23 protein-coding genes and 11 tRNA genes are annotated in these 26736 nt (G+C 44.0%); 7 read left to right on the forward strand and 27 right to left on the reverse strand.

Translation table 11 applies throughout. The features are described from left to right. The first annotated feature begins 70 nt into the window (after positions 1-70). The gene (locus tag SWOO_RS17060; protein WP_012325921.1) at positions 71-547 is read left to right on the forward strand and encodes a hypothetical protein; all 477 of its coding nucleotides are present in this window, start codon (positions 71-73) and stop codon (positions 545-547) included. Positions 548-623: 76 nt separating this feature from the next. Here SWOO_RS17060 and SWOO_RS17065 read toward each other — a convergent pair whose 3' ends face one another. The 3 genes from SWOO_RS17065 to SWOO_RS17075 are packed head-to-tail and all read right to left on the reverse strand — an operon-like array spanning position 624 to position 4031. Beyond that, complete coding sequence (locus SWOO_RS17065) at positions 624-1463, reverse strand: hypothetical protein (RefSeq protein WP_012325922.1); 840 nt, start codon at positions 1461-1463, stop codon at positions 624-626. Further along, positions 1453-2079 carry a sigma-70 family RNA polymerase sigma factor gene (locus SWOO_RS17070; RefSeq protein ID WP_012325923.1) on the reverse strand — a complete coding sequence of 209 codons (627 nt, stop codon included), beginning with the start codon at positions 2077-2079 and terminating at the stop codon, positions 1453-1455. The genes SWOO_RS17065 and SWOO_RS17070 overlap by 11 nt, the downstream gene beginning before the upstream one ends. Positions 2080-2108: 29 nt before the next feature. Further along, on the reverse strand, positions 2109-4031 hold the full coding sequence (locus SWOO_RS17075; protein WP_012325924.1) for a vWA domain-containing protein: 1923 nt from the start codon (positions 4029-4031) through the stop codon (positions 2109-2111). A 411-nt stretch (positions 4032-4442) separates the two neighbouring features. Between SWOO_RS17075 and dauA the strand changes: the two genes are divergently transcribed. The 3 genes from dauA (at position 4443) to SWOO_RS17090 (ending at position 8054) form a co-directional block, all read left to right on the forward strand. Continuing rightward, positions 4443-6164, forward strand: coding sequence for a C4-dicarboxylic acid transporter DauA (gene dauA, locus SWOO_RS17080; protein ID WP_012325925.1), 1722 nt, complete (start codon positions 4443-4445; stop codon positions 6162-6164). Between the two features lie 257 nt (positions 6165-6421). Then, a complete protein-coding gene (gene purE / locus SWOO_RS17085) occupies positions 6422-6904 on the forward strand; it encodes a 5-(carboxyamino)imidazole ribonucleotide mutase (protein WP_012325926.1) in 483 nt (160 codons plus the stop codon). Position 6905: 1 nt separating this feature from the next. Continuing rightward, positions 6906-8054 (forward strand): 5-(carboxyamino)imidazole ribonucleotide synthase, encoded by a 1149-nt coding sequence (locus SWOO_RS17090; RefSeq protein ID WP_012325927.1) that lies wholly within the window; start codon positions 6906-6908, stop codon positions 8052-8054. A 79-nt stretch (positions 8055-8133) separates the two neighbouring features. On the opposite strand, the gene SWOO_RS17095 is transcribed toward SWOO_RS17090, so the two are convergent. From SWOO_RS17095 to SWOO_RS17120, 6 genes are all read right to left on the reverse strand, one after another. Next, positions 8134-8670, reverse strand: coding sequence for a hypothetical protein (locus tag SWOO_RS17095; RefSeq protein ID WP_012325928.1), 537 nt, complete (start codon positions 8668-8670; stop codon positions 8134-8136). Positions 8671-8842: 172 nt separating this feature from the next. Further along, complete coding sequence (locus SWOO_RS17100) at positions 8843-9460, reverse strand: transglycosylase SLT domain-containing protein (RefSeq protein ID WP_012325929.1); 618 nt, start codon at positions 9458-9460, stop codon at positions 8843-8845. An 89-nt stretch (positions 9461-9549) separates the two neighbouring features. Then, on the reverse strand, positions 9550-9987 hold the full coding sequence (locus tag SWOO_RS17105; protein ID WP_012325930.1) for a hypothetical protein: 438 nt from the start codon (positions 9985-9987) through the stop codon (positions 9550-9552). Continuing rightward, positions 9987-11615: a glutamate--cysteine ligase gene (gene gshA, locus SWOO_RS17110; protein WP_012325931.1), complete on the reverse strand. Its 1629-nt coding sequence runs from the start codon at positions 11613-11615 to the stop codon at positions 9987-9989. The genes SWOO_RS17105 and gshA overlap by 1 nt, the downstream gene beginning before the upstream one ends. A 217-nt stretch (positions 11616-11832) precedes the next feature. Beyond that, on the reverse strand, positions 11833-14667 hold the full coding sequence (locus SWOO_RS17115; protein WP_012325932.1) for a M16 family metallopeptidase: 2835 nt from the start codon (positions 14665-14667) through the stop codon (positions 11833-11835). Between the two features lie 37 nt (positions 14668-14704). Further along, a complete protein-coding gene (locus SWOO_RS17120) occupies positions 14705-15127 on the reverse strand; it encodes a YqaA family protein (protein WP_012325933.1) in 423 nt (140 codons plus the stop codon). A gap of 298 nt (positions 15128-15425) precedes the next feature. Here SWOO_RS17120 and SWOO_RS17125 point away from each other — a divergent pair, with 298 nt between their 5' ends. From SWOO_RS17125 to SWOO_RS17135, 3 genes are all read left to right on the forward strand, one after another. Further along, positions 15426-16709, forward strand: coding sequence for a dicarboxylate/amino acid:cation symporter (locus tag SWOO_RS17125; RefSeq protein ID WP_041417741.1), 1284 nt, complete (start codon positions 15426-15428; stop codon positions 16707-16709). Positions 16710-16856: 147 nt separating this feature from the next. Next, a complete protein-coding gene (locus SWOO_RS17130; RefSeq protein ID WP_012325935.1) occupies positions 16857-17042 on the forward strand; it encodes a hypothetical protein in 186 nt (61 codons plus the stop codon). Positions 17043-17159: 117 nt separating this feature from the next. Continuing rightward, the gene (locus SWOO_RS17135) at positions 17160-17495 is read left to right on the forward strand and encodes a PBPRA1643 family SWIM/SEC-C metal-binding motif protein (protein ID WP_012325936.1); all 336 of its coding nucleotides are present in this window, start codon (positions 17160-17162) and stop codon (positions 17493-17495) included. Positions 17496-17585: 90 nt separating this feature from the next. Here the strand turns inward: SWOO_RS17135 and SWOO_RS17140 are convergent, their stop codons facing one another. From SWOO_RS17140 to csrA, 18 genes are all read right to left on the reverse strand, one after another. Further along, a complete protein-coding gene (locus tag SWOO_RS17140; protein ID WP_012325937.1) occupies positions 17586-17771 on the reverse strand; it encodes a hypothetical protein in 186 nt (61 codons plus the stop codon). Positions 17772-18060: 289 nt separating this feature from the next. Beyond that, positions 18061-18648, reverse strand: coding sequence for a PilZ domain-containing protein (locus SWOO_RS17145; protein WP_012325938.1), 588 nt, complete (start codon positions 18646-18648; stop codon positions 18061-18063). Positions 18649-19035: 387 nt separating this feature from the next. Then, a protein-coding gene (locus SWOO_RS17150; protein WP_195742808.1) for an IS3-like element ISShwo1 family transposase occupies positions 19036-20270 on the reverse strand; the annotation gives its coding sequence in 2 pieces (ribosomal slippage) (positions 19036-19913 and positions 19913-20270; 1236 coding nt in all). Positions 20271-20368: 98 nt separating this feature from the next. After that, complete coding sequence (locus SWOO_RS17160) at positions 20369-21499, reverse strand: sodium ion-translocating decarboxylase subunit beta (RefSeq protein WP_012325939.1); 1131 nt, start codon at positions 21497-21499, stop codon at positions 20369-20371. 8 nt (positions 21500-21507) lie between these two features. After that, complete coding sequence (gene oadA / locus SWOO_RS17165; RefSeq protein ID WP_012325940.1) at positions 21508-23316, reverse strand: sodium-extruding oxaloacetate decarboxylase subunit alpha; 1809 nt, start codon at positions 23314-23316, stop codon at positions 21508-21510. Positions 23317-23336: 20 nt separating this feature from the next. Then, entirely contained in the window at positions 23337-23582 is a 246-nt protein-coding gene (locus tag SWOO_RS17170; RefSeq protein ID WP_012325941.1) for an OadG family protein, read from the reverse strand. Positions 23583-24537: 955 nt separating this feature from the next. Next, positions 24538-24629: transfer RNA gene (locus SWOO_RS17175), tRNA-Ser, on the reverse strand. Between the two features lie 24 nt (positions 24630-24653). Beyond that, a tRNA-Arg gene (locus SWOO_RS17180) sits at positions 24654-24730 on the reverse strand. A gap of 68 nt (positions 24731-24798) precedes the next feature. Beyond that, positions 24799-24875 (reverse strand) — tRNA-Arg (locus tag SWOO_RS17185). 29 nt (positions 24876-24904) lie between these two features. After that, positions 24905-24981: transfer RNA gene (locus SWOO_RS17190), tRNA-Arg, on the reverse strand. A gap of 74 nt (positions 24982-25055) precedes the next feature. Further along, a tRNA-Arg gene (locus tag SWOO_RS17195) sits at positions 25056-25132 on the reverse strand. 105 nt (positions 25133-25237) lie between these two features. Beyond that, positions 25238-25329, reverse strand: a tRNA-Ser gene (locus tag SWOO_RS17200). Between the two features lie 28 nt (positions 25330-25357). Then, positions 25358-25434: transfer RNA gene (locus SWOO_RS17205), tRNA-Arg, on the reverse strand. Positions 25435-25502: 68 nt separating this feature from the next. Further along, positions 25503-25579 (reverse strand) — tRNA-Arg (locus tag SWOO_RS17210). Between the two features lie 34 nt (positions 25580-25613). After that, positions 25614-25690, reverse strand: a tRNA-Arg gene (locus SWOO_RS17215). A gap of 33 nt (positions 25691-25723) precedes the next feature. Then, a tRNA-Arg gene (locus SWOO_RS17220) sits at positions 25724-25800 on the reverse strand. A 21-nt stretch (positions 25801-25821) separates the two neighbouring features. Continuing rightward, a tRNA-Ser gene (locus SWOO_RS17225) sits at positions 25822-25913 on the reverse strand. A 504-nt stretch (positions 25914-26417) separates the two neighbouring features. Continuing rightward, complete coding sequence (gene csrA, locus SWOO_RS17230; RefSeq protein ID WP_012325942.1) at positions 26418-26615, reverse strand: carbon storage regulator CsrA; 198 nt, start codon at positions 26613-26615, stop codon at positions 26418-26420. Between the last annotated feature and the right edge of the window lie 121 nt (positions 26616-26736).

Consider the following 26736-nt stretch of genomic DNA (forward strand, 5'->3'; position numbering starts at 1 on the left):
GAATTATTACGAAATGTGTACAGCTTACTGACTATACTTAACAAATATTATCCAATACCTCGGGTTATCTATGGAGCAAGGCGATCAGGAGAGTGCTGTAACAAAAACAGTTTTGGAAGATATTGAGATCATGAATGAAGCAGATGCCTTGCCTATCAGACAAGATCCAATTATCGAAAAACTACTCAAAAAGCTACCAAAAGAGATCGCCGATAGTTATACAGATACACAACTGCAAGGTTTCAGGATAGCCTTAGGCGATCGCACTTGGGCTAAGCATTTTATCGATAACCGTGGCACCTTTTCGTTTCCTTTTGTTCGCCTACGTTTTTTCTATGTCTTCCTACTAGGCAAAAACAAACGTGCTTATACAAGGCGTGAGAAACATGCTTCTATGTTGATGTTTGTCGGCTTGGTATTAAGTTTTATTGCCATCAGCATCCTTTTAGGATTATTCACCCTCTATATTCTAAAGTCGGCAATGGGGATAGATCTACTGGAGGGAACTTCACTAGGGGTATGGGATTGGTTTAGAGATCTGTTTTAAAACTCAGTAAGGCACTGACTTGGATTGATCTTGCCCCCTAATACACAAGATATCAGAGGGCAAACCTTAAAGTTAACTACTTATCAGAACTTGGCACTTTAGGCTTAGGCAGAGGAATAATGACCTGCTCACTTAAGGCTTTCCATCTTAGATGTTGAGGGTGATCCTCACTTCTTAGTTCAGGATAGTTTCTGCGAAGCTTCAACACTAGCTTCTCAGCGTCAGCCCACTTCTCCATCTCCACTAAACTTTCAAGATGATTCAGCGCCTGTTTTGCACTCACCATAGCTTCACGTTGAGACGCGGTCTTAGCCGATTTACTGCTAGAGAGAGATTCAATTTTCGCTCTCACATCTTGGTCAATATCATCAACCGATATCGCGATACTTTCCACTTTAGGATCGCTTTGCTGCTGAGCAGTGTTGGGTGACGACTTTGCAGGTAAGGCTTCAGCTTGAGGCGAACTTGCCATGGCTCTAGGTGCAGTTCGTTTCATCTCATCGGTTTCTTGCACACTTTGCGCTTCAACACCTTTATCTCCAGCATAGGAGCGAGTATCCATTGCCGCGGGCTGCGCACTATCACTATCTCCAAGCTCACCTTGTGGCTCACTCATCTGCATCATAACTGGAACATCATCAGACAATATATCTTGGGTGACATCCTGATTAATCAAGAGTAATGTCGCGACAAACATGACAGAGGCTGCCGATGACAGTGGCCAACGATGACGACGCCAAAAACTCGTCTCTACAATGACCACATTATCATCTTGGCTTTTTTTCACTGCAGCTCGAGCGAGCTTTAAAATCGCTTCATCCAACTCAGCACTAGGCACCTCCTGCTCTTGGGCCTTATATAACTGCTGAAGTTCATCATCAAATTCAGCAGGTTTATCAATATTTTCATCTTTCATTTTCAACCTCCTGCCATTTGTTCATGACACATGTCTTTAAACTTTGATTGGCGTAACGAATACGACTTTTCGTCGCCTCAAGTGATGTTCCGACCACCTCGGCAATGGTTCCTGCCGTAAACCCCGCTTCCATATTGAGCAGTAAAGCCTCTTTTTGTACCGTAGGCAGTAGTGAGATGCAGTGCTTAAGCAGCTGAGCTTTGGTCCAGGCTATAAATTGCGTTTGCGGTGCTTGCTCATCACTTGGTAAAAAGGAGTCTGCATCCTGCTCCTCGGTAAATACTTCACTAAAGTGATCCACTGGCTTTACGGCTCTAACATGGTCAATCAATAGGTTATGCGCAATTCGATATAACCAAGTGGTGAACTTCGCACTTGGCTCATAACTCGCCGCCGCTTTAATCACTCGTCCCCAAGTGTCTTGATAAAGATCTTCAGCCAACTGAAGATCTCCTATCTGACGAACGAAATAGCGATATAAACCGCCCTTATGTTTTTGATACAGTGACTCAAATGCTGACATATCTCCCTGCATATATTGCAACATTAAGGCTTGATCACTGTCAGCTTCGCCTCTCTTATCCAATGCTTCTGCCACGCGATTCTCCAAACTCATCGGCCTCCCTGAACCTACCTTCAGGGAACTTAATGCTGGAAAGTGTGCACGGCTCGCCCCTCTTTGTCTACTACTGCACTTCCAACTTGCTCGGGCTCAGTTTGTAAAGCCAATAAACCTGCGGTTTTAGTGAGTTGCACAAATTCATGACGATAACCAAAACTATCCTCTCCCATGGCAGCCTGAGCAATGTCACTTACCTTGGCATAGTCCATATCATGCAGATAGTGGCTGTGATTAATCAGTTGACCAAAGCCTGCCACTGCGGCCGCAAACCTAAAATCATCACTGGCTTGGGCAAACTCATTAATCGCTGTGCTTGTTAAAACCGGATAACTGATAAGCTTACTCTTCTCTTGGCCTATAGGTTTGTACCTGAGTTTCAAATAAGCTAACTCATCGCGGCTGTACTTCTCTTTGCCCGTCTTGATATCCAAACCATATCGAAGCACATCGTTAGCTTGATTTGGGCTGTCCACAAAACTAAGTTCATACAAGGCTGTCACCCTGTGCCCCGCACCTATCTCGCCGGCATCGACCTTGTCATTATTAAAGTCCTCACGATTTAGTGCTCGGTTCTCATAACCGATGAGGCGATACTCAGATACCAATGCTGGATTAAACTCAATCTGCACCTTCACATCTTTAGCTATGGTCAGTAGTGTTGCGCTAATCTCATCCACCAGCACTTTACGAGCCTCATTTAAGGTGTCGATATAGGCATAGTGACCATTACCTTTATCAGCCAGTTGCTCCATCAGATGATCATTATAGTTTCCCTGTCCAAACCCTAAAGTGGTCAAGGCAATACCTTGTTTACGCTTCTCCTCAATCATATCTTCCAGAGCCTGCTGATCCGATACACCCACATTAAAATCACCATCTGTGGCCAAAATAACTCGGTTAACCCCTCCAGCAATGAAATGTTTCTGCGCTAGTTGATAAGCAAGCTCAATCCCTGCGCCTCCATTGGTCGAGCCCCCCGCTTTTAATTTATCCAGAGCCTGGGAGATGGCAAGGGTATCGTTACCTTTGACCCCATCAAGCACGACTCCAGATGCACCGGCATAGACCACAATCGAGATACGATCACCCTCGTCGAGTTGTTGACTCAACATCTTCAAAGCATTTTTCAATAGCGGCAGCTTATCTTGTGATGACATTGAGCCCGACACATCAAGCAGAAATACTAACTGACTAGCCCCTAAATCCGCTTTCTCTTTTTCAAAGCCTTTAAGACCAATCCTAAGCAACATTTTATGGGGATTGTATGGTGATGGCGCAAGTTCAGTATTCACACTAAATGGCTGCTCTCCTGCATCTGGTGCGGGGTATTGATAAGCAAAATAGTTAATCAACTCCTCCACACGAACAGTGCCCCTCTCTGGCAGCACTCCGTGATTAATCGAGCGTCTCAAGGTCGAATAACTGCCAGTATCGACATCGATTGAGAAGGTAGAGACCGGGATCTCCCCTGCAACCATAATTCCATTGGCAACTTGACGCTCAAATTTGTCGCGATTTTGCAGCTCTGGAAGATAAATATCTTGGCTTGGACGTGAGGGCAGTCCCATCAGAGCAAAGGACTCCGGACGAGAATGTACCTTCATGGATTTCATGCGTTCACTGGCTTGCTTAGCAGCTCGGTAGGTCTCACGCACACTCACTTCACCTTGGCTCGCCTCAGACTGCACCTCTGTACCTCCAATCCCTGAAGCGGTATCGATACTTTGCTGGTTCGGTGAACTCCCCGCAATAGGATTGGACTCAGACTTCCCCGTGGAGAGCTCACTTTGCTTATTGTCATTCGCCCCTTTCTCTTCTTTGGACTCGATAGCTTGCTGCCCACTACAAGCCACTAACGCTAAACTTGAGCTCAATAACAGTGAAGCTGAAACTCTGGATAATCTACATCCTTTTTCTCTAGCACTAATTTGAGGTTGAATCTTCATCTCGCTCTCCTTTCAATTCTATTGGGTATATAAACGCAGAGAGAAACCAAAAGGGTTAAAAATAATTCAATCTATATCGTTAGGTCATCATCACCATTTGAAGCACTTCATAAAGTATTAAGCTCCAGCGACTTAGATCACATTTTAAAAAGTGAAAATATGGTACTTTTGCCTAATACCTAATCAAGTTCATACCCGCAATACTGACAAACAGACTCTTTTGCCACTCACTTGCTGATATCTACTGATATAGAATTCTTTCTACTCAGGAGCGATTCACGTGCCTCAAATAAACGCGCTTTTTTCACACTCTCAAAGCCCCCCTGTAAGCGGTTTTACCTACAAGTAAAAACAAGGTTCAGTGCCTGAACACCGACTGAAAACCGTTCCATCTTTTCGGGATTGATTAACGTGCCACATAAAGCTCATCTATTCTCTCTCTCTTTGGGTCATGCTTTTTCTGAAGCTTGTATCAAGGAGAAATACAACCTCAAACGCCTAGGGAAAGACCTACTTGCGGGGATCTCAGTGGGGATTATCGCCATTCCTTTAGCGATGGCCCTTGCCATCGCCAGTGGTGTACCTCCCCAATATGGACTTTACACCGCGATTATTGGCGGGTTTATCATCTCTTTGACTGGTGGATCGCGATACAGCATATCAGGTCCAACTGCTGCATTTGTTGTACTGCTCTACCCCATAGCCCAAGAGTTCGGTCTTGCAGGTTTACTGATGGCAACGGTGATGTCTGGCGTTATCTTAGTCATCATGTCGCTGTTAAAGCTTGGGCGACTTATTCAGTATATCCCCGAACCTGTCACTTTAGGCTTTACTGCTGGGATCGGAGTGGTAATCGCGACACTGCAACTTAAAGATTTCTTCGGGCTCACCATGGCTGAGATGCCTGAGCACTATATTGACAAATTAGGTGCGCTTGCAGATGCAATGCCCACCATAGGGAGTGCTAGCACCAGCGTCGCTTTAGCGACATTTGCAGTTATGCTCTTATGGCCTAAATTAAAAACGCCGATCCCTGCACATCTACCCGCCATCATTATCGGCAGTTTTCTCGCACTCTGGTTTAATCAAGATGGAACTGTAGTTGAAACCATAGGCACACGCTTTAGCTATACCTTAGCCGATGGCAGCATCGGCATGGGGATCCCACCTTTGATGCCAAGTTTTGAGTTACCTTGGCTACAAGATGGGGCCAATCATCAAGCCTTAGGTTTTAGTTGGAGCATGGTACAAGCTCTACTTCCCAGTGCCTTTGCAATCGCTATGTTAGGTGCGATTGAATCCCTTTTATGTGCCGTTGTACTCGATGGAATGACAGGGAAAAGACACAGCGCCAATAGTGAGCTTCTTGGTCAGGGGATCGGTAATATTATCGCCCCTTTCTTTGGTGGCATCCCAGCAACAGCAGCCATAGCAAGAAGTGCAGCCAATGTGAAAGCTGGCGCTCAGAGCCCGATAGCAGGCATGATCCACTCCATTGTTTTGCTACTGGGTCTGCTTCTGTTAACCAATATCCTCGCCTATCTTCCTATGCCAGCCATGGCGGCTCTGCTACTCGTTGTCGCTTGGAACATGAGTGAGGCACCTAAGGCTGTACACCTGATAAAATCCGCGCCTAAGAGCGATATTATCGTCTTCCTCACCTGCTTCTCACTGACCGTTATTTTCGACATGGTGATTGCGATCACTGTCGGAATAGTATTGGCCGCCCTGCTATTTATGAAAGAGATTGCCGAGATGACTAGGCTCTATGATATTAGCCAAAATAGGCGTTATATCGACCGGGACATTCCACAGCACTGGTCGGTATTGAAAGTCAACGGTCCGCTGTTTTTTGCCGCTGCCGATTCTATCTTCTCTGAGATAACCCTATTAGCAAAGGAGCGACAAACCATCGTTATCTATATGGACGGCGTCTCTATTTTAGATGCAGGAGGCTTAGCGTCATTAACTAAGTTACTGGAACATCTAAAGACAAAGCAGAGCGAACTGGTGATCACCGATCTGCAGTTCCAGCCCATCCGAACTTTAGCAAGGGCAAAAATACAACCCATAGATGGCTTACTGCACTTCTATCCAACTCTGAGTGACGCTCTGGAAAAGCATCCCCATTAGACAAATGATTTGCAGCAAAAAATCAGTGCAAAACGCCAGCAAACTTAAACTTGCTGGTGTTTTATTAATAAACAATTAAGCCCTCAACTCATTTCATTCATCTCAGCCTCTAACTAAATGCATCATCAAGCTATCATAGACTTAATCAAACTGAGCAATTTGCCAGCAAAGCTTCGATTAACAGGCTTGTATGTGTATAATCATGCGCAAATTTCACCTATGTCGTGTTTTTAAGCTCACCCTACGAAGGAGTATGTATGAAAGTTGGTATCATTATGGGTTCCAAATCTGACTGGCCGACCATGGAACATGCGGCGCAAATGTTAGATACATTTGGTATCGCCTATGAAACTCGTGTGGTTTCAGCACATCGAACCCCGCAGCTACTCGCTGAATACTCCTCAACTGCTGCAGAACGTGGCATAAAAGTCATTATTGCTGGTGCTGGCGGTGCTGCCCACCTTCCAGGCATGGTTGCTGCTCACACCAGCTTGCCAGTTTTGGGCGTGCCAGTTAAATCTAAAGCCCTCAACGGCATTGACTCACTACTCTCTATTTGCCAAATGCCGAAAGGGGTTGCGGTAGGTACCTTGGCGATTGGCGATCCAGGTGCTGCCAATGCAGGCTTATTAGCCGCGCAAATTCTAGGCTGTCAGCAACCTGAAATCTTTGCGAAAATAGAAGCTTTCCGTCAGGCACAAACCGACTCAGTACTTCTTAATCCGGACCCTGCTATTTAATATGAACATATTAGTTTTAGGTGCTGGACAACTAGCACGTATGATGAGTTTAGAGGGGGCGCCACTGGATTTGAATGTGCGCGCTTTTGATGTCGGCTCTCAAAAAATCATTCATCCACTTACCCATCAAGTGTTTGAGCAAAGCTTAGGGCAAGCTATCTCAATGGTTGATGTGATAACCTCTGAGTTTGAGCATATTCCTGACGATGTCTTAGCTCTGTGCTGCCAAAGTGGCAAGTTCTACCCAGGTAAAGCTGCCATCAAAACAGGTGGTGATCGCAGTATTGAGAAAGATCTACTCGATAAAACCGGGGTTCCATCAGCTCCCTATCAGTTGATCACTGAGAAACAGCACCTGTTAGATGCCGTGTCCCAGCTCGACTTACCTCTTGTGATAAAAACTTGCCAAGCGGGTTATGATGGTAAAGGACAGTGGCGTTTAAAGTCATTAGATCAAGTTGACGCTATTTGGGCTGAGATGGCCGGATTTATTGCCAGTGGAACTGAGAGTTTTCCCCACACCATTATTGCAGAAAAAATGATCCCATTTGATCGTGAAGTCTCTGTGATTGGAGCCCGTGATAAAGAGGGTAATGTAAAAATTTATCCCGTCACTGAAAACCAACATACCAATGGCGTACTCACTCTATCCCTAGCGATTGAGATGGATGAAAAAATCCAGCAGCAAGCCGTCGATGCCTTTAACAAGCTCTCGCTCTCTATGAATTATGTTGGTGTATTGGCTATCGAGTTTTTTGAGGTTTCAGGCACCTTGATGGTTAATGAGATCGCCCCTCGAGTGCATAATTCAGGTCACTGGACACAACAAGGGACTGCTTGCAGTCAATTTGAAAACCACCTGCGCGCAGTTGCCGGATTGCCACTAGGTTGCACACAAGCGCAAAAGCCAAGCGTGATGATCAATGTGTTGGGTCAAGGCGCAATTCCATCGCAAGTGCTAACTATTGATGATGTTAAAAGCCACTGGTATGGCAAAACTCAACGGGCTGGTCGAAAAATGGGACATATTAATGTTTCAGCTGAAGATAACAGCGCATTAGGCAATAAACTGTTGCAACTGGCTGATATGTTACCTGAGCAAGATTACCCTGGCGTGCGGTTAACAGCCGAGCGGTTATTAAATAGCTAATCTGTTAAACAAGTTAGTCGCAAACTAGATAAAAAGCTGAGTTGATACCATTGATGTATCGCTCAGCTTTTTTTTACTCCTACTTCCAATCATCACTGTACTTTTCATTTGCTTTAAATGCCTCAGCTTCCAAAGGAGCATCCTCATAGTCATACTGAGCACGTTCAGAGAAGTATCGAGTAACGGTTGCATCTAAACTAGACCTTTCAATTTGCAACACATGCACCAACTCATGAGCTAGTTTTGGCCTATTCAACTCATAGCCGTTTCGAGCATAAATTGAATAACCAAAAACTTGAGCATTGTTAACGATTCCTTCGCCAACAAACCCAACAGCTTCGCCAAAAAGTTTTAATGCAAAGTTTTCATAAGGGAAAGGAACTTCATCAACATACACAATTCTTACTTTTTCTGGAGACTTAATTCCTATATCAGAAGCCAGTGATAACTCCTTATCACCAAGCGGAATACCTGTATCCACTCCCTTCTTATCGATCTCATATGCCCAATCTATGTATTGAGGTAATAATACGCCAGAAATAATTTGTTTATGAAAAAATGCAACAGCAATCGTTAGGACAATTAAGAGTAACGATAGTATTTTGATTAACTTCATCTGTTTTTAGAATTCCTTTCAAAGTTTCAGGTACTTTATAGTTGAACATAAATCTATCGCTCAATTGATGAGCCTAAAGTTATGCCTATGTTTTTATAACAAAAAAACAAGAATGTATGCAATAACTGGCCACACAAAAGTCTGCTACAAGCAATTAACGATATTGACTAAATCAACCAAAGAACAGACGCCATAACCAAGAGGAGTCCAGATCTTCCTTACAAGTATGGTACTGGGCAGCATAACGCTTTGCCCTATCATCAACCCGTTTAGCCACCTTAATTAACCAAGGCTTTTGGTTATAGGTCTTACGTTTATATCCGCCCCAGCCCTCATGGTAGTTGAGGTATTGATTACGGGCATCCCATTTAGAAACACCATTGATCTTATTGGTTTTATAGATAAACCATCCCATAAAATCCATGGCATCATCAAAGTTACTGCGACTCGACCAAGAGTTCCCCGTCTCTTTGACATAGTCATCCCAAGTCATGGTTTTAGCTTGGGCATAGCCATAAGCATCGCTTGCTCTACCAATAGGGATAAAACCAAGAAAATACTCCATTGGTGGCGCGGCATTATGCTTAAAAGAACTCTCTTGATACATCATGGCCAGAGGGATATGAACAGGTACGCCCCACTTCTCCCGCGTGTTTTTAGCCGCTTCATACCAATCGCGATTCTCTTGATAGATAGAACATAAGTTCTCAGGTTCTTTAGGAGGAGAGGTCGCGCAGCCCGACAAGAAGATAGCCATAAATAACGCGATTATGTGGGTAAAGAGTTTCATCAATGAAAATACCGAAAGGCCAAATTATCAAAGCCATAGTGTCACATTGATAGAAAAAAGAAGCAATTACAGGCCAGATAAAAACGGGATTATTTTATCTCAGGTAGCTCACACTCGTGCTCCTGTGTAAGCCATACCTCTGGCTCCCAAAAAGCAGTATTGTTACCACGGTAGACTTTATCGGTATTAAACCTTGCCGCGATATGATACCTCTGATTAGCTTCAACCTTAACAGACAAGACTTTAGGCGTTCTCGCCGCCAGCTTCACCTTTAAAGTAGGAGAGTCTATCAACTCCGCCAGAGTAAACTCATAGACTCCGGGAGAGAGTTGATAGTTAGGCTTTGAGATAACTGGCTTGCCATTAAGGTGGGTCACCACTACGCGATAGATATTTTGCTCACGATCGGGCTCTGAATAGCCCGACACAGTGCCACAATATCGACTCGTATCAGGCTGAGACGCACACGCAGACAGGAGCATGCACACACCTAAAAGCAGTAAAACCTGGTTACGCCATAAGCTCATCAGGCGTTACTAACCTGAGTCTTGACCTCTGGTGAGGGCTCAGCAAAATACTCAGCAAGAAAAGCATCAAAGCTTTGGTTGGTTTCAACCTCCATCACTCTCTGCTTCTCTATCGATACAGCAGCAGCTTGTCGATATTGCTGTTCAACACTTTCTGGCAATGGATACTCATTTAACGTATTAAAGTAGGTTTCAGCCAACGCCTTCACCCAGTAACCATGATCTGTTTGAGCCGATTTAAGCTCTTTCATAATTAAGCCAGAAATTGAACGTTCAGGATCATCTACCGCCGCTCGCCATCGAATCAAGGCTTGGTGGTAAGCGCCATCACTGCCATCGTCAAGCAGTACAGATAAACGCTCAAGATCATCAAATAGCTGATTCATCCATGCCGATAACGTGATTGATTCGCCGTTTCTGCTCAGCTCTAATCCTGGCTTACGTCCCTCTAAAATCACTCGGCTTAAGTTACTTGAGATCTCGGCCTCTTGAGCCGCATCACTCGCAGGCGCTGTATTTAACAGGCAGTGAAGTAAAAATAGATCTAAAAACCTTACTTGGGATCCCTCAATACCGATAGGGCTATATGGATTAACATCCAAGGCTCTAACTTCAATATATTCGATCCCCGCTCTTGCTAACGCTTCTGAAGGCTTCTCACCATTTTCTGTGACTCGTTTAGCACGAATAGGTGAGTAAAATTCGTTCTCAATCTGTAGTACATTGGCATTTAACTGACGATACTCACCATCAACTTTCACCCCAATCTCTTCAAAGTTTTTCGAGGACTTACCTATGGCTACTTTCATACCCGCCAAGTATTTATCCAGCGAGTCATAGCTGATATTAAGCTGCTCCTGCTCCTTGTTGGTATAGCCAAGATCACTCATACGCAGTGAGGTCGCATAGGGAAGATACAGGGTACCTTTGCCCATCTTCTCAAACGGTATATCTGTCTCTTGCTGTTTGATAAAGGAGCTACACAGTGCTGGAGATGCGCCAAATAGATAGGGCAATACCCACACCATACGGCGATAGTTACGGATCAAGCCAAGATAGGACTCCGAGATAAAATCACTTTTCGTGAGCGAGCTGCCTGAGTAGGCATACAAGTTGTTCCAAAGCTCATTTGAGACAGAGAAGTTAAAATGTACCCCGGAAATTATCTGCATCTGAGCACCATATCGATAGGTTAGTCCTTTTCGATACAAACTCTTCATCATGCCTGGGTTTGAGATCCCATAATTGGCGATTGGAATATCTTTTACATCACCAACATAGCAGGGCATGCTTACTGGCCAAAGTCTTTGGTTATCAAGATTTTGAACTGTAAAAGCATGAGTGTAAGTCAGATCTTGTAGTAAGTTATCGATATCCTTATAAACAGGAGTGATAAACTCTAACAGTGACTCACTATAATCGGTTGTGATCCGCGAATGAGTTAACGCAGAGCCTAACGCTTGTGGATGACGGTCGGTCGCAAGCTCTCCAGAGCCATTGATCCTCAATGCTTCACGCTCAATACCACGTTGCATTCCCTGTAGTGCATTACGCCCCTCAGAGTTCGAGAGATGCTCAATTACTTCATTGAAAGAGTTCAATATATTTTTCTCTAGTTTCGTCATCATTTTGTCTATATGTGTCAGACCAGCTTAAGTCCCATTAACTTTCAAAATACCACCTCATATAAGATGGCAGGACTAGTAAGATGATGAACAAGGCTCCATCACGCTAGTTAACTCTCATTCGACCTATAAAGTAAAGCAGTATCTGATCGCCATTCACTCTTCAGTTTATGATAACCAGATACTACAACCCCTTAGATATATGGGGCTATCTTACAAATTACAACTCTAAAATCGAAACTGGATATCCAAGTGCTTTAATATCCGCCTCAATCTTGGCCCTATCCCCCACAATCACAAGGATCATCTTCTCAAGCTTTAACTGCTCTTTCGCTAGTTGATTTAGCTCAGACTTAGTCACACTCTTAGTGATCTCAGTCTGTTTATCGGTAAAGTTAGCATCAAGGCCGTAACGCTGGATACGACGCATAAAGCCAGCTTTTTGGTAAGGAGTCTCATAATCAAGCGCCTTACCTTGAGAGATAGAGGCTTTCATAAAGGCCAGCTCTTTATCTGTCATTCCGTTAGCTTGATATCGGTTAATCTCTTTAGCAAATTCAACCAAAGAGGGAGCGGTTACATCGGTTCTCACACTCGCTTTAGCTTCAAATACACCAAGCTCAATGCCACCAGAGAAGTAACTTCGAGCACCATAGGTGTAACCTTTATCTTCACGAAGGTTAAGGTTAATACGACTATTAAAAGCGCCGCCTAGGGGATAGTTCATCAGGTACGATTTAAAGAACTCTCCTGTCGCATCCCATGGCAACCCTTGCTTACCTATCTTGATAACCGACTGAGCGGCGCCAGGTTTATCCAAAATGTAAACCGTTCCACCTTTAAGTTCTGGCAAATCTGTTAATGCAGGTAAAGTCGAAGCCTCACCAGTCCAGTGAGATAATCCACTAAGTTTGGCCAGCACCTCACTTTCATTAAGGTTACTCACAGCGACAACTTGTGCATTACCGCCTGTATATTGCTGACGATAAAAAGCCTTTATATCCTCTAAGGTTAACCCTGATACCGTCTCTAAGGTGCCATTACTGCTAACCCCTAGCGGGCTCTCGGTGCCGTAGAGTAAACCATCAAATGCGGTTTCGGCTATATAGTTAGGATCTGACATCATATGCTGCAGACTTTGGAGCTGCTGCTGTTTAAGACGCTTGAAATCTTCACTTTTGAAGGCTGGCTGAAACAGGCGCTCTTCGACAATGGCCAAGGTTTCATCTAGATGAGAGGTTAAACTCGAGATCTGAATGTAGCTCTGATAACCACTGGCTCCAAAGCTCACACGGCTACCTAACATCTCCAATGCTTGCGCCAGCTCCTCTGCACTATGCTTCTGACTTGACTCATTAAGCATGGCCGCGGTTAACCCTGCAAGCCCAGCTTTGCTAACAGGCACTAACCTGTGACCACCATTGAGATATATCACTAGCTCAACCGTCGGCGTCTCTTCACTCTCGGTGCCAATTACCTCAATGCCATTAGCAAGTTTGCCGCGCCATAGCTCTGGAGATTTAAGCATCGGTGCTTCACCCGCAGCAGGCATAACCGTTCGATCAAATGATGAGGTGATCTGTTGATGTGTATCTAGCTCTTCTACTGCAGCATCTGATACCGTCAGTACAGGTGGAGTAAAATTATCTTCATGGGCAATCAACTGCTTCTGCCCTTCAGGCACCACACTTATCACCACCATAGGCTTATTTTTAATGTAAGTATTAAAGACGCGCATCACGTCGGCTTTTGTGACATTGGCGTAGCGAGCTAAGTCTGAAGCTATCATATTCGGGTTGCCCGAAAATGTCTGATTAAAGGCCAGTGTCGACACCTTACCAGAGACACTTTGCAGACCGAAGATGGTACCGGCTTCAAATTGCACCTTCACCTTCTGCAGATCTTCATCTGTCACGCCGCGAGCTTCAAACTCCTCAATGGACTCCTTCATCTTCTGCTCAAGATCTTTTAGCTGCCCGCCTTTGGCAGGGTTCGCCAAGGCGTACATAGAAAACTGACAGGCAAGTTCCTGACAAGGGTGGCTCACTCCCGCCTGAACGGCATAACCATCTTTAACTAAGTTTTTATAGAAGATAGAGGTTTTGCCACCTCCGAGAATGTTAGAGAGCAGATCCAGCGCCGCTTCATCTTCATGGCGAGCATAAACGGTTGGGAAACCAATTCGAATCAAAGGAAGGTGCACCTTGTCTTCCATTGAGATATAACGGGTCTTATCTAAGGTGACTAAAGACTTGGTATCTGATGTGACTTCGGGCCCTGATGGGATCTCACCAAAGTACTTATTTATCCAAGCTAACGTTTGCAACTCATCAAAATCACCACCCACGGTTAAAGTGGCGTTATTAGGTCCATACCAACGTTTAAAGAAGTTTTTAACATCAGCTAAACTCGCCCGTTCCAGATCTTCAGGCCAACCAATCACAGGCCAAGAGTATTGATGTCCCTGGGGGTAGAAAGCTTGATTAAACTGCTCACCCATACGGCCATATGGCTGATTGTCGATGCGCTGAGCACGTTCATTTTTGACGGTTTCACGCTGAACCTCAAACTTTTCCTCCGTTAACGCAGGAAGGAAAAAGCCCATACGATCTGATTCAAGCCAGAGCATCTTCTCCAACTGATTACTGGGTACAGTTTCAAAATAGTTGGTTCTATCAGTGTTGGTCGTACCGTTAAGGTTTCCGCCCGCTTCGGTCACTGTTTTAAAGTGCTGCTCATCACCAACATGCTGAGAACCTTGAAACATCATATGTTCAAAAAGGTGAGCAAAGCCTGAACGGCCCTCGAGCTCTCTCGCCGAGCCCACATGGTAGGTCACATCTACATGCACTAAAGGATCTGAGCTATCTTGATGCAGTAGAACCGTGAGGCCATTAGCAAGTTGATATTTTTTATAGGCAATACCTACCTCTGAATCAGCTAGGCTAACCGATTCAATCAGGCTGATACCTTTAGGTAGGTTTGACTCGGCCTCTTGACTTGCACATCCTGCCAACGCGGCGGAGATAGCCACGGCTAATATCCATCTTCTCACTGTAAAACTCCTTATAAACCGAGTCTCTACCCGGTATTTATAACCATTGAAGTGCAAAAGCTGCCACTAAGAGATAACGAATGCACTTACCTATTAATATCATCAGAGTCGATCTAAGCAATGGAAGTTTCATCCACCCTGCTAATAAACATAAAAGATCACCAATTAACGGTGCCCAAGACAGTAGCAGTGCCCAATAACCATATTTTTGAATCATGTTTACGCTGTGACGGTATTTCCCCTGCGTCATCGCCTCTGGACTGCGTGCAAACCGACCTAAACGCCCTAAATAGAAGCTAGTCATGGCACCGAGAGTATTGCCTATTGTTGCAACAACCACTAAAGATAGCCATTCAGAGCGACTTTCATTTAACAGAGCGACAAGTAAAACTTCTGATCCTCCCGGTAACAGGGTTGCAGCAAGAAAAGCGGCACTGAACATCAACCATAGCGTTGTCATAAATGCTTACCTAATGAAAAATCGTAATTTTTTATTTTTATTCGGTGAAATATATTTCATGTTAACCACCTGTTAACCGTTAAAGTTATTAAAACAAACTCTATTATCACAATAAGTTATAACGAAATTGGTTTGTTTTGCAAGTAGTGCTATCTATACAATGAAAACATCGGATAATGGCCTAAATTCTTTGCTCCTGTATTGAGCATATAAAATATTACTTACTGACTTATTACCTCAATGATCTCAACGGGCAGTTTGATATCATTTAGGTAAAATAATAAAAATTGGAAAATTCATAATGTGGCAAACCATTAAGCAGATCCCCTTTTGGCAGAAAGTCTTAGCAGGCTTTATTTTAGGTGCCAGCATAGGTGTTATTTTCGGCGAATCAGCAACGGTACTCAAACCCCTTGGCGATCTATTTATCAGTGCAATTAAGATGTTGGTTGCCCCACTCGTCTTCTGTGCCATCGTGGTCAGCATCACCTCGCTCGGTTCGCAAGTGAGCCTAAAGCGACTTAGCTTTAAAACCTTAGCCATGTTTATGTTCACAGGCACCTTAGCCTCATTAATAGGGTTAACCGTAGGCTCGCTTATCGATATGGGCGGTTCGATGGAGCTAGTAGCAACTGAGGTACGTGAACGTCATGTTCCAGAGTTTGCGCAGGTGCTGTTGGATATGATCCCAGTTAACCCGTTTGCTTCGCTCGCAGAAGGTAAGGTATTGCAGATCATTGTCTTTGCAGCTTTGGTTGGCATAGCCATCAACAAGGTAGGTGAGAAAGCCGTTCCATTAAAACAGGCATTCGAAGCAGGTGCAGAGGTGATGTTCCAACTCACTCGCATGGTACTTCAGCTCACCCCTATCGGTGTATTTGGTTTGATGGCTTGGGTCGTGGGTGAATATGGGCTTTCGACTCTACTCCCTTTAGGTAAGTTTATTGCCGCTATCTACATCGCTGCACTTATCCATATTATCTTTGTTTATGGTGGCCTAATAAAATTTGCCGCGAAACTCAGCCCCTTGCAGTTCTTCCGTAAAGCGATGCCTGCTCAACTGGTTGCCTTTACTACCGCATCAAGCTTCGGTACTTTGCCTGCAAGCACACGTTGTACTGAGTCTATGGGCGTCTCTAAGCAGTATGGCGCTTTTGTACTGCCTTTAGGCGCAACCATGAATATGGATGGCTGTGGTGGTATCTATCCCGCTATTGCTGCCATATTTATCGCTCAAATCTATGGTATTCCACTGGACATGACCGACTACATGCTAATTGCCGTTACCGCAACCGTGGCATCCGTTGGCACTGCTGGTGTACCAGGCAGCGCCATGGTGATGCTATCGGTAACCTTAGGTGTTGTCGGCTTACCACTTGAAGGTATCGCCTTTATCGCTGCTATCGATCGCATCATAGATATGATCCGTACCAGTACTAACGTAACTGGCGATATGATGACGGCAGTGGTGATAGGAAAGTCTGAAGGCCAACTGGATGAGCAGCAGTTTTATAACGATCAAGAGGCCGACACTATTGAGGAGTCGCAGCAAGCCACTACTCAATCTAAATCTGTGTCTTAGCAAGATCACAAATGTCTGACTTAAATAAGTCATCAACAATCAAGCCGCTTCTGCGGCTTGATTTGTTCCTAGAGACCCTAATATACTGTTCAAATTAAGTTATTTAGTATTATACTTAGACCTTGGCGCAGAAAATAAGGCAAATATATGGCAAAGTTTTTCCTACTCCCTATTATCTTATGCCTTTTTTGGACACTCTTTTTACACTTCAATGGCGTGCCAATTAAACAGGGTAAAAAAGGCTTTATCTACATAATAGCCATCAGTGCAACCATCATCCTCTCCCTCGGCTTGCTATTGTGGATCACTGCTGAGCAGAACATACGTAGCTAAACCTAACCCGCAAAACCGATACCGACCTCTCCATTTTAAATGGATCTGTCGCTGTATTTGTAGTATAAGCACTCCCAAATAAGCTTCATCAATTAAATTAGCGGTGTCCAGAAATCCATGTCAGATAAATTTTTCTTTAAAGGGCGTAAAACCCCTAAGCCTAAACATGAAAGTTTTGGCTACAACACTAAGCGCGCCTCAAAACTTGGTACGAGTGATAATCCTCTTAACTTAGTTGTTAATAGTGAAGCCCGAAAAGCCGAAATAGAGGCACTACTAAGCAGCCACGAGCTAACGGCTAATATTGAAATTAATCCAGAGGCAAAAGAGAATACACTTGAACTAGATGGTGTATTAAATAAACCTCAAACCACTCGATTCGATAAGAAGCCCAACAGAAATGAGCCTTGTCCTTGCGGTAGTGGCAATAAGTTTAAAAAGTGCTGTGGTTAACACCAACTGGTATAACGCCTGCCAAATAAAAATGTCACTAATTTAATAAATAAATTAGTGACATATCTAGTATCTAAAACAAAACATCATCTACATATTGCCTGAGATAACCGTTAAATGTTGCTCCAGCTCATCTTCAGTTTTTGGCAATGAAACTAGCTCAAAGGTCAATGGATCCCCTCCATTGAGCATAAACACTGATAACTCACCATGATCATAGTGGAACCATTTACCATTGATGCAAAGGTCCGTGTAGCAATTTGGCAATAATTCCATAGGCACACCTCTTATTTTTGTCGTTCTAGTCCGAAACTAAAGATAGCTAACGTGATATTAATCACCTTCATAAGACCTCATCTGACGTAGAGGCACCTTGATCTACATCAAATACCAAATAGATAGAATTGATAAACCTAGTGAAGAGCAAAGTATAAAACTAATTATCTAATGATAACCCAGGAGATTTAGCGTTATATTTCAAAATATTATTCAGAGGGAGTTAAAAACGTTGAAGTGGTGAGTAAAACATCGAAACTAGATTCAATTTTAAGCCGAAAGCTATCCCTTACTTTACCTCCTCGTTCCTCGATTTGTGTAGGGAAAACAGAAACTCTCTGATCACATCCTGATCATGATTCAAACACTCAAATCTAGCCGCAAACACATGCCTGTCGGATCTCACAGGTTCAAGTTGTAACTCAACATGCTTCTGATCTGGAAGGTTGAGATACAGGACTTTCCCATCAATTCCTTGCTTGAGAGCCTTAGGATCTTGTATACGCAGCGTTAAGCCTGTCGATGAGAGCGAGAGAATATCACCCAGTTGATTATTCGTTTCGTCAGTTAAGGTAACATCTTCAGGCTGTTTCACACGCCAGCTACGTTCATGACCATTGATATCAATCACTTCAGGCGTACCAAAGTTTGGTCTGAGTCCACCAAATTCATCTTTTTCAATCTTAAGCGGGATCCACAGCTTATACCCCTGCCCCTCAGCTAAGAGAGACAAGCTTGACTGATGGAGAATAGAAGCCAAAGAGCTGGGTATTTGAGTTTGAATATCCAGGACTTTATTACTTTCTCCAACTAGCTCAGTTGATGTCGATGAGAACAGCTCTTGAAAGAGTGCTACTTCATCTGTTGAGAAGTCCATATTGCTTTTACTACATAAGGTGGTCCAAGTTGATTATAAAGTGTTCACCCCTTAGCTTCAATCCCTATTTATCAGGCGTAAATTGTTAAATAATACCGTTTAGTATAAAGATGTAGTCACTCAGCGAGAACTTAGCGCTTTTGAGACAAGGAAGCGGGTAAAGGGCATAGTTGCTCTACGCTCAAGCTCGATAACGTAGTATTCAGAAGCGCTAAGACTCGCCTTTTAGGAGCGTTTTAGGCTGCCTACTTCTTCGTTGAATAACTTCCTAAGGGAGCCACCATTACTTCAGTTATCCGCCTTTGCCTAAAACAGCTCTGAGCTGACTACTTTCTTATACTAATTGGTATAACACTGTCCCATCCTGAAATAGGTTGACGGTTTTAATTAGACCAGTTGCTCTTGCTGCTGGTCTTTTTTATGCACTTGATTTGGTGTTCTCATACCTAAACTCAAGTGCGGCCTCATTTCATTGTATATAAAAACTGACTCTTCAACGAGTCGCTTTAACTCATCAAGATTGCTGCACGGATATAACAAAAACTCTTGCTTCAAAATACCATTTACTCGCTCCGCTAATGCGTTTTGATAGCAATCATACCCATCCGTCATTGATGCTCGGATACCATTTTTCTGTAATGCTGACTGATAGACTGCTGAACAATACTGTAACCCTCTGTCTGAATGATGAACTGCATGGCCTTGATATTGGCGATTATTCACTGTCATTTTTAAGGCTTTAACTACATCAGTTGCTTTCATCTCATCACTAAGTTCATAACCCATAATCTTACGACTAAACGCATCCGTCACCAGTGACAAGTAGTGAACACCTTGCTCTGATTGAACATAAGTTATGTCACTCACAAAGACCTCTTCAGGCGATAAAGGCGTAAACTCTTTGAGTAAATTCGGGTGTTTCTTCATCCAGTGTTTACTGTGGGTTGTCTTGGTATAGTTATGCTTAGGTTTTACCAATAACCCTTCACGTTTCAAGTAACTAAAGAAGTTATCTCGCCCAAGTTTAATTCCTTTCTCGATGAACTTGGGTTTCAGTAAAAAGTAGAGTTTCCTGCCACCCACACGTGGCATAAAGCGACGGATATCAAGCACCATTGCTTTTACTGGGGCCAGTTCTATAGCTCGGCAGAGTTCTCTCGTTTCTCTTTGGTAGATAGCTTGTCTTGTTATGCCAAGAAGCTCGCAAGCACGATTTAAGCTTGTTACTTTCTGTTTTTGAAGACTTCTCGCTCCCTGGCTAAGTACTTTTTTCTTAGGCCTGCGCCATACTCAGCATCAATGATATCAACGGCTTCATTGAGTAATAGATTACGTAAATGTTCATCCTCAAGCTCTTTTTCAAGGCGCTTTATTTTTTGAGCTGGCGTTTCTTTAGCTTTGGTGGTCTTAGGCATGGTTATTCTCACTGGTTGAGTCCAATCCATCTTACCGTGCTTTCTGAGCCAAGTAAGTACGGTTGAACGACCTTGGATACCATAAATGCTTTGAGCTTGCTTATAAGTCATGTCGCCTTTTTCAACGGCTGCTACAACTTGTAATTTAAAGCCTAACGAATAATCTCGTTGTGTTCGCTTAACGTGGGTGGGGATTTGAGTTGTCATAATAAAGTCCTAAATGTGTAAACACATTTCAGGACAAGACACACAGATACAAAAAAGCCCATCAAAGATGGGCTTTAAAATTACTTTTACGCTAACGACTAACCTAGTACAGCAATCAACACACCAGCGGCGACGGCCGACCCAAGTACGCCCGCCACATTGGGTCCCATAGCATGCATTAACAAGAAGTTATGTTGGTTAGACTCTAGCCCAACCTTATTCACGACTCTTGCGGCCATAGGCACAGCAGAGACACCAGCAGCTCCTATTAGTGGGTTGATCTTACCTCCTGACAGCTTAGACATCAGCTTCGCCATCAGTACACCGGTCGCGGTACCAATAGCGAAGGCAACCGCCCCAAGAAGCAAAATTCCTAAGGTCTCAATTTGCAAAAACTTATCCGCCGACAACTTTGAGCCCACCGCTAAACCTAGGAAGATGGTAACGATATTGATCAACTCATTTTGAGCCGTATTGGATAATCTATCCACAACACCGGATTCACGCATCAGATTACCAAGACAGAACATCCCCACTAAAGGCGTCGCTGCTGGCAGAAACAGAATTGTTAAGCCAAGTACCATAAGCGGGAAAATAATCTTCTCCTTCTTACTCACCTCCCTTAACTGCTCCATCTTTATCTGACGTTCAGCCTCAGTGGTAAAGAGTTTCATAATTGGAGGCTGAATAAGAGGAACTAGCGCCATATAAGAGTACGCAGCCACTGCAATAGCTCCCAGCAGATCTGGGGCAAGTTTGGAAGCAAGGAAGATAGCTGTAGGCCCATCCGCGCCACCGATGATGGCAATGGCACCTGCATCTTTCATACTAAAATCAAAACCCGGCACAAAATTTAGCGCCACAGCACCGATTAAAGTTGCAAAGATACCAAATTGAGCAGCCGCCCCTAAAAGTAACATTTTAGGGTTAGCTATCAGAGCTCCAAAGTCGGTAAGTGCACCAACCCCCATAAAGATCAACAGAGGAAATATGCCCGTTTCGATCCCCACATGATAGGCAAAGTAGAGTAAGCCCCCCTCATCGGTAAAACCACCGTTCGGGATATTTGCTAAAATAGCACCAAAACCGATAGGCAAAAGCAGCAGTGGCTCAAAACGTTTTACTATTGCTAGGTAAAGCAGTAGTGCACCGACACCCATCATAAATAACTGACCACCGGTAAAATTAGCAATACCGGACTCAGACCAAAATGCAATTAACCCGTCCATCTAAACTCCTATGCTAGACCTAACAGTTGATGGCCTACGGCGACAGAGTCACCCTCTTTAACCCAAATTTTACTGATCACACCGTCAATCTCTGCGCGCACTTCGGTCTCCATCTTCATTGCTTCTAAGATAATAACCACATCACCTTGGCGAACGGTATCACCTGGGGAGACATTCACTTTAAAGATATTGCCTGAAAGTGGTGCGTTCATCTCAAGCTTGATTTCGCCACTTTGTTCTGGTGCAGCCGTAGCAGGCGTAAAGGGAACCACATTCTCTGTTGAGCTGATTTGACTAATTTCGCCCCCCTGTGACACCTCAACAACAAAGCTCTGCCCTTGGACATTCACCGTATAAGTTTCAGGTCCTCGCTCCTGCTTGGCCACCTCCTGCTGAGTGTCTGCGGCTTGTGCGGACAACTTAGCAGCTAGCTCAGGTTTAGGCTCAAAAGCATCTGGGTTGTTTCTGTTTTTAATGAACTTCAAACCAATTTGTGGAAATAGAGCATAGGTCAGCACATCATCGATAAGCTCGCTTGCCAACTCCAAACTCTCTTCGGCTGCTTTTGACTTAAGCTCATCTGTTAACCTTTCCAGTTCAGGTGATAGCAGATCGGCAGGGCGACAAGTGATCGCTTCAGCACCATTAAGTACCTTAGCTTGCAGTGCTTCATCAACAGGTGCTGGTGTCGCGCCATACTCACCTTTTAGTACCCCTTCGGTCTCTTTAGTCATCGACTTGTAACGCTCACCAGTCAATACATTGATAACCGCTTGCGTTCCAACTATCTGAGATGTTGGCGTCACTAAGGGAAGGAAACCAAGATCTTCACGTACTCTAGGGATCTCCTCTAACACTTTATCTAGCTTGTCAGCAGCGCCCTGCTCCTTTAACTGACTCTCCATATTGGTCAGCATCCCGCCGGGCACCTGAGCACGAAGAATACGAGAATCAATGCCCTTGAGCTCTCCCTCAAATTGAGCGTACTTCTTGCGCACATCTCTAAAGTAGGCTGATATCTCTTCAAGCAGAGCCATATCATAACCTGTTGCTCTGTCAGTCCCTTCAACCATAGCAACGAGTGTCTCTGTTGCGCTGTGACCATAGGTCTGGCTCATCGAAGAGATGGCGGTATCTAGCACATCAATTCCTGCCTCTATCGCCTTCTGGTAGGTTGCTGTGCTCAAGCCTGTGGTGGCATGACAATGCATAGAGACCACAAGATCAGTTTGAGATTTAATCTGACTAATCATGTCGAAAGCATCAAAAGGCTTAAGAAGACCTGCCATATCCTTAATACATAAAGAGTTACAGCCCATATCTTCAAGGCGTTTGGCCATATCGACCCAGGTATCTAGGTTATGTACAGGGCTTGTTGTATAAGAGATGGTTCCCTGAGCATGACCGCCCACTTCAACCACAGACTTAACTGCAGTCTCTAGGTTGCGAACATCATTCATCGCATCGAAAACACGAAATACATCAACACCATTAGTATGAGCACGCTCAACAAACTTATGAACAAGATCATCAGCATAGTGACGGTAACCTAATAGGTTCTGTCCGCGTAAAAGCATCTGCTGAGGAGTATTAGGCATCACCTTTTTCAACTCACGGATCCGCTCCCACGGATCTTCGCCTAAATAACGAATACAGGAATCGAATGTGGCTCCTCCCCATGACTCCAAAGACCAGAAACCAACTTTGTCCAGCAGTGGTGCGATAGGCAGCATATCTTCGGTGCGAAGACGCGTGGCCAGTATTGATTGGTGTGCATCTCTTAGGACGACATCGGTTAACGCAAGTGGCTTACTCATAGAAAATCCCTACTGCTTTATTATGCTTTAGCGCGATATTGCTCAATGGCGGCGGTGATAACAGCAACCATTTTGGGATCAACTCCCTGATTTTGTGTCGCTGACCCGTTTTCAGCTGGTGTTTTAGGCGTAATAGGCAGAGGAGCAAATCTCCACGCCACCAACTTAACGCCCAAAATAAGTACCGTTAAAAAAACAAACACCAAACCCATACCCAATAGCATGATGCCAAACGATTCAACAATTTGTTCTGATATCGAGTTCATACCATCCTCTTTATTAGTCCAGAGCATAGGAGAGATAAAAACGTATCGCCTCTGACTCCAGTACTCTATCAACTAGGGCTCACAGCCTAGAAAATAACTTTTTATTCATTTTTGATAATATAACCAGTCATCCTGACAGTCTTGTTTGTTAGCATCAGAGCTGAACATAAGCTCTCCCTGACTAAAAACAATAACTAATCTATAACAAAATAGCGAATGCGTTGTAAATTGGTCATACCAAAATAGTCAAAAGTATCGCTAGATGAATGAGGAATTCATAAAATATAGTCCAATAAATTAAGGAAGCATCAACCCCCTAACGCAATATGATAATTTCTATGCAGAAAGTCGTAGCTAAAGATCAGTGAGAATTCAAAATGGAAGCGATGAGAATAGCGAAGTGAAATTTTATGCAGTTTATAGGGGAAAGTTCAGGCTTTTATACCAATCAGTATAAAGATTTGATCGCTCAGCGAGAGTTTAGCGGTCCTGAGGCAAGGCAACGAGTGAAGAGCATAGTTATTCTACGGTTAAGCTCGTTAACGCAGTATCAGAACCGCTAAAACTCGCCTGTAAGGAGTGTTTTTGGCTGCCTACTTCTGCGTTGAATGAACTCACAAGGGAACAACCATTCTGTCATTCATTCGCCTTGAACTAGGTTGCCAAAAGACACTCTGAGTAGATCAACTTCTTATACTGATTGGTATTATTCAACCTAAGCAAAAGAAACGCCTAGATAAAATAGAATAAAGTCCACTCAGAGGCCAGCTCTAACTCTACAACTTGTACCGAGCTTGAATATGTGTGTTCCAGACACAACACACAACCTTTACCATCCATGGTGATTGCGCATAAGTGTTCCAGACACAACGCACAACCTTTACCATCCATGGTGATTGCGCATAAGTGTTCCAGACACAAAAAAGCCCATTGATTTCTCAATGGGCTTGATTGATGGCGGAGAGGGAGGGATTCGAACCCTCGATGGGATTTAAAGCCCATACTCCCTTAGCAGGGGAGCGCCTTCGGCCACTCGGCCACCTCTCCTAATCTTACTCATAAAATGAATAATGGTGCGCGTGGGAGGATTCGAACCTCCGACCGCCTGGTTCGTAGCCAGGTACTCTATCCAGCTGAGCTACACGCGCAAATCTATCTTCTGCTTATCGATAAAGATAAGCCTATTTCGGGTTAACGATAAACACGAAACAAAATATGGTGCGGATGGGAGGATTCGAACCTCCGACCGCCTGGTTCGTAGCCAGGTACTCTATCCAGCTGAGCTACATCCGCACAAGTTTACAACCTTTATTTAGTAAGTATGGTGCGCGTGGGAGGATTCGAACCTCCGACCGCCTGGTTCGTAGCCAGGTACTCTATCCAGCTGAGCTACACGCGCAAATCTCTTACTTGACTGAAGTTAACACTAGAAACAATCCAGTGTATGACTCTCGTCATTTTCTATTTTTAGTATGGTGCGGATGGGAGGATTCGAACCTCCGACCGCCTGGTTCGTAGCCAGGTACTCTATCCAGCTGAGCTACATCCGCATCGAAAACTAAAAATATCTTGCCCAAATCGCATTATAAAACCATTTAGCTTTATAACCTAGGGCGACAAAAAAACCCGCTGATGATATCAACGGGCTTGATTGATGGCGGAGAGGGAGGGATTCGAACCCTCGATGGGATTTAAAGCCCATACTCCCTTAGCAGGGGAGCGCCTTCGGCCACTCGGCCACCTCTCCTAATCTCGTCTTATTCAATAAAGAATAATGGTGCGCGTGGGAGGATTCGAACCTCCGACCGCCTGGTTCGTAGCCAGGTACTCTATCCAGCTGAGCTACACGCGCAATTTACTTTTACTTATCAATAAAGATAAGAAGGCTCCAAGTTAACACTCAACTCGAAACAAAAATTATGGTGCGGATGGGAGGATTCGAACCTCCGACCGCCTGGTTCGTAGCCAGGTACTCTATCCAGCTGAGCTACATCCGCACATATAAAACATCACATGAACATTAATATTGAATGGTGCGGATGGGAGGATTCGAACCTCCGACCGCCTGGTTCGTAGCCAGGTACTCTATCCAGCTGAGCTACATCCGCAACGCGTTTCAATATATCTGTTCTCTTACAAAATGGTGCGGATGGGAGGATTCGAACCTCCGACCGCCTGGTTCGTAGCCAGGTACTCTATCCAGCTGAGCTACATCCGCATCGTATTTGTAAGTAAGAAATGGCGGAGAGGGAGGGATTCGAACCCTCGATGGGATTTAAAGCCCATACTCCCTTAGCAGGGGAGCGCCTTCGGCCACTCGGCCACCTCTCCGTTTCTTGGCGCACATATTACTGTTTGAAGAAAATAAGTCAAACCATTTCTTATAAAGGATTTCCGTTTGGAGTGTTTTTAGTCAGATTAAACAAATAATGCACGTCTTCAATATATAAGGGCTAATCTTTATACCAATCAGTATAAAGATTTGATCGCTCAGCGAGAGTTTAGCGGTCCTGAGGCAAGGCAACGAGTGAAGAGCATAGTTATTCTACGGTTAAGCTCGTTAACACAGCATCAGAACCGCTAAAACTCGCCTGTAAGGAGTGTTTTTGGCTGCCTATTTCTGCGTTGAATGAACTCATAAGGGAACAACCATTATATCATTCATTCGCCTTGAATTAGTTTGCCAAAAAACACTCTGAGTAGATCAACTTCTTATACTGATTGGTATTATCCATAAAAGATGGAGGATAAAGCTAAGTTATCTTATAACAAAAAACAAAAAAGCCAGTTAATAACTGGCTTCTCTATAAATTCATGTTTAAAAGTAGCAATAAACTAAAAATTGCCGCCTTCTGAAGAGTTCCCAGCTTTCTCAGACTGAATACGTTGATAAATCTCTTCACGATGTACCGAAACTTCTTTAGGCGCATTAACACCTATACGCACTTGATTACCCTTGACGCCTAATACGGTGACAGTTACTTCATCACCAATCATCAGTGTTTCACCAACACGACGAGTCAATATCAGCATTAGTTTACTCCTTTAGTTCTAAACTCTGCTTTATACGGCACTAATCCGTTATATGCTTATTATAAGGTTAGCTTAGTACAAATTAATAGTACTCAAACTCAAAACCACCATTTAAATACAG

Source organism: Shewanella woodyi ATCC 51908 (assembly GCF_000019525.1).
In the GTDB taxonomy this organism is placed as follows: Bacteria; Pseudomonadota; Gammaproteobacteria; order Enterobacterales; family Shewanellaceae; genus Shewanella; species Shewanella woodyi.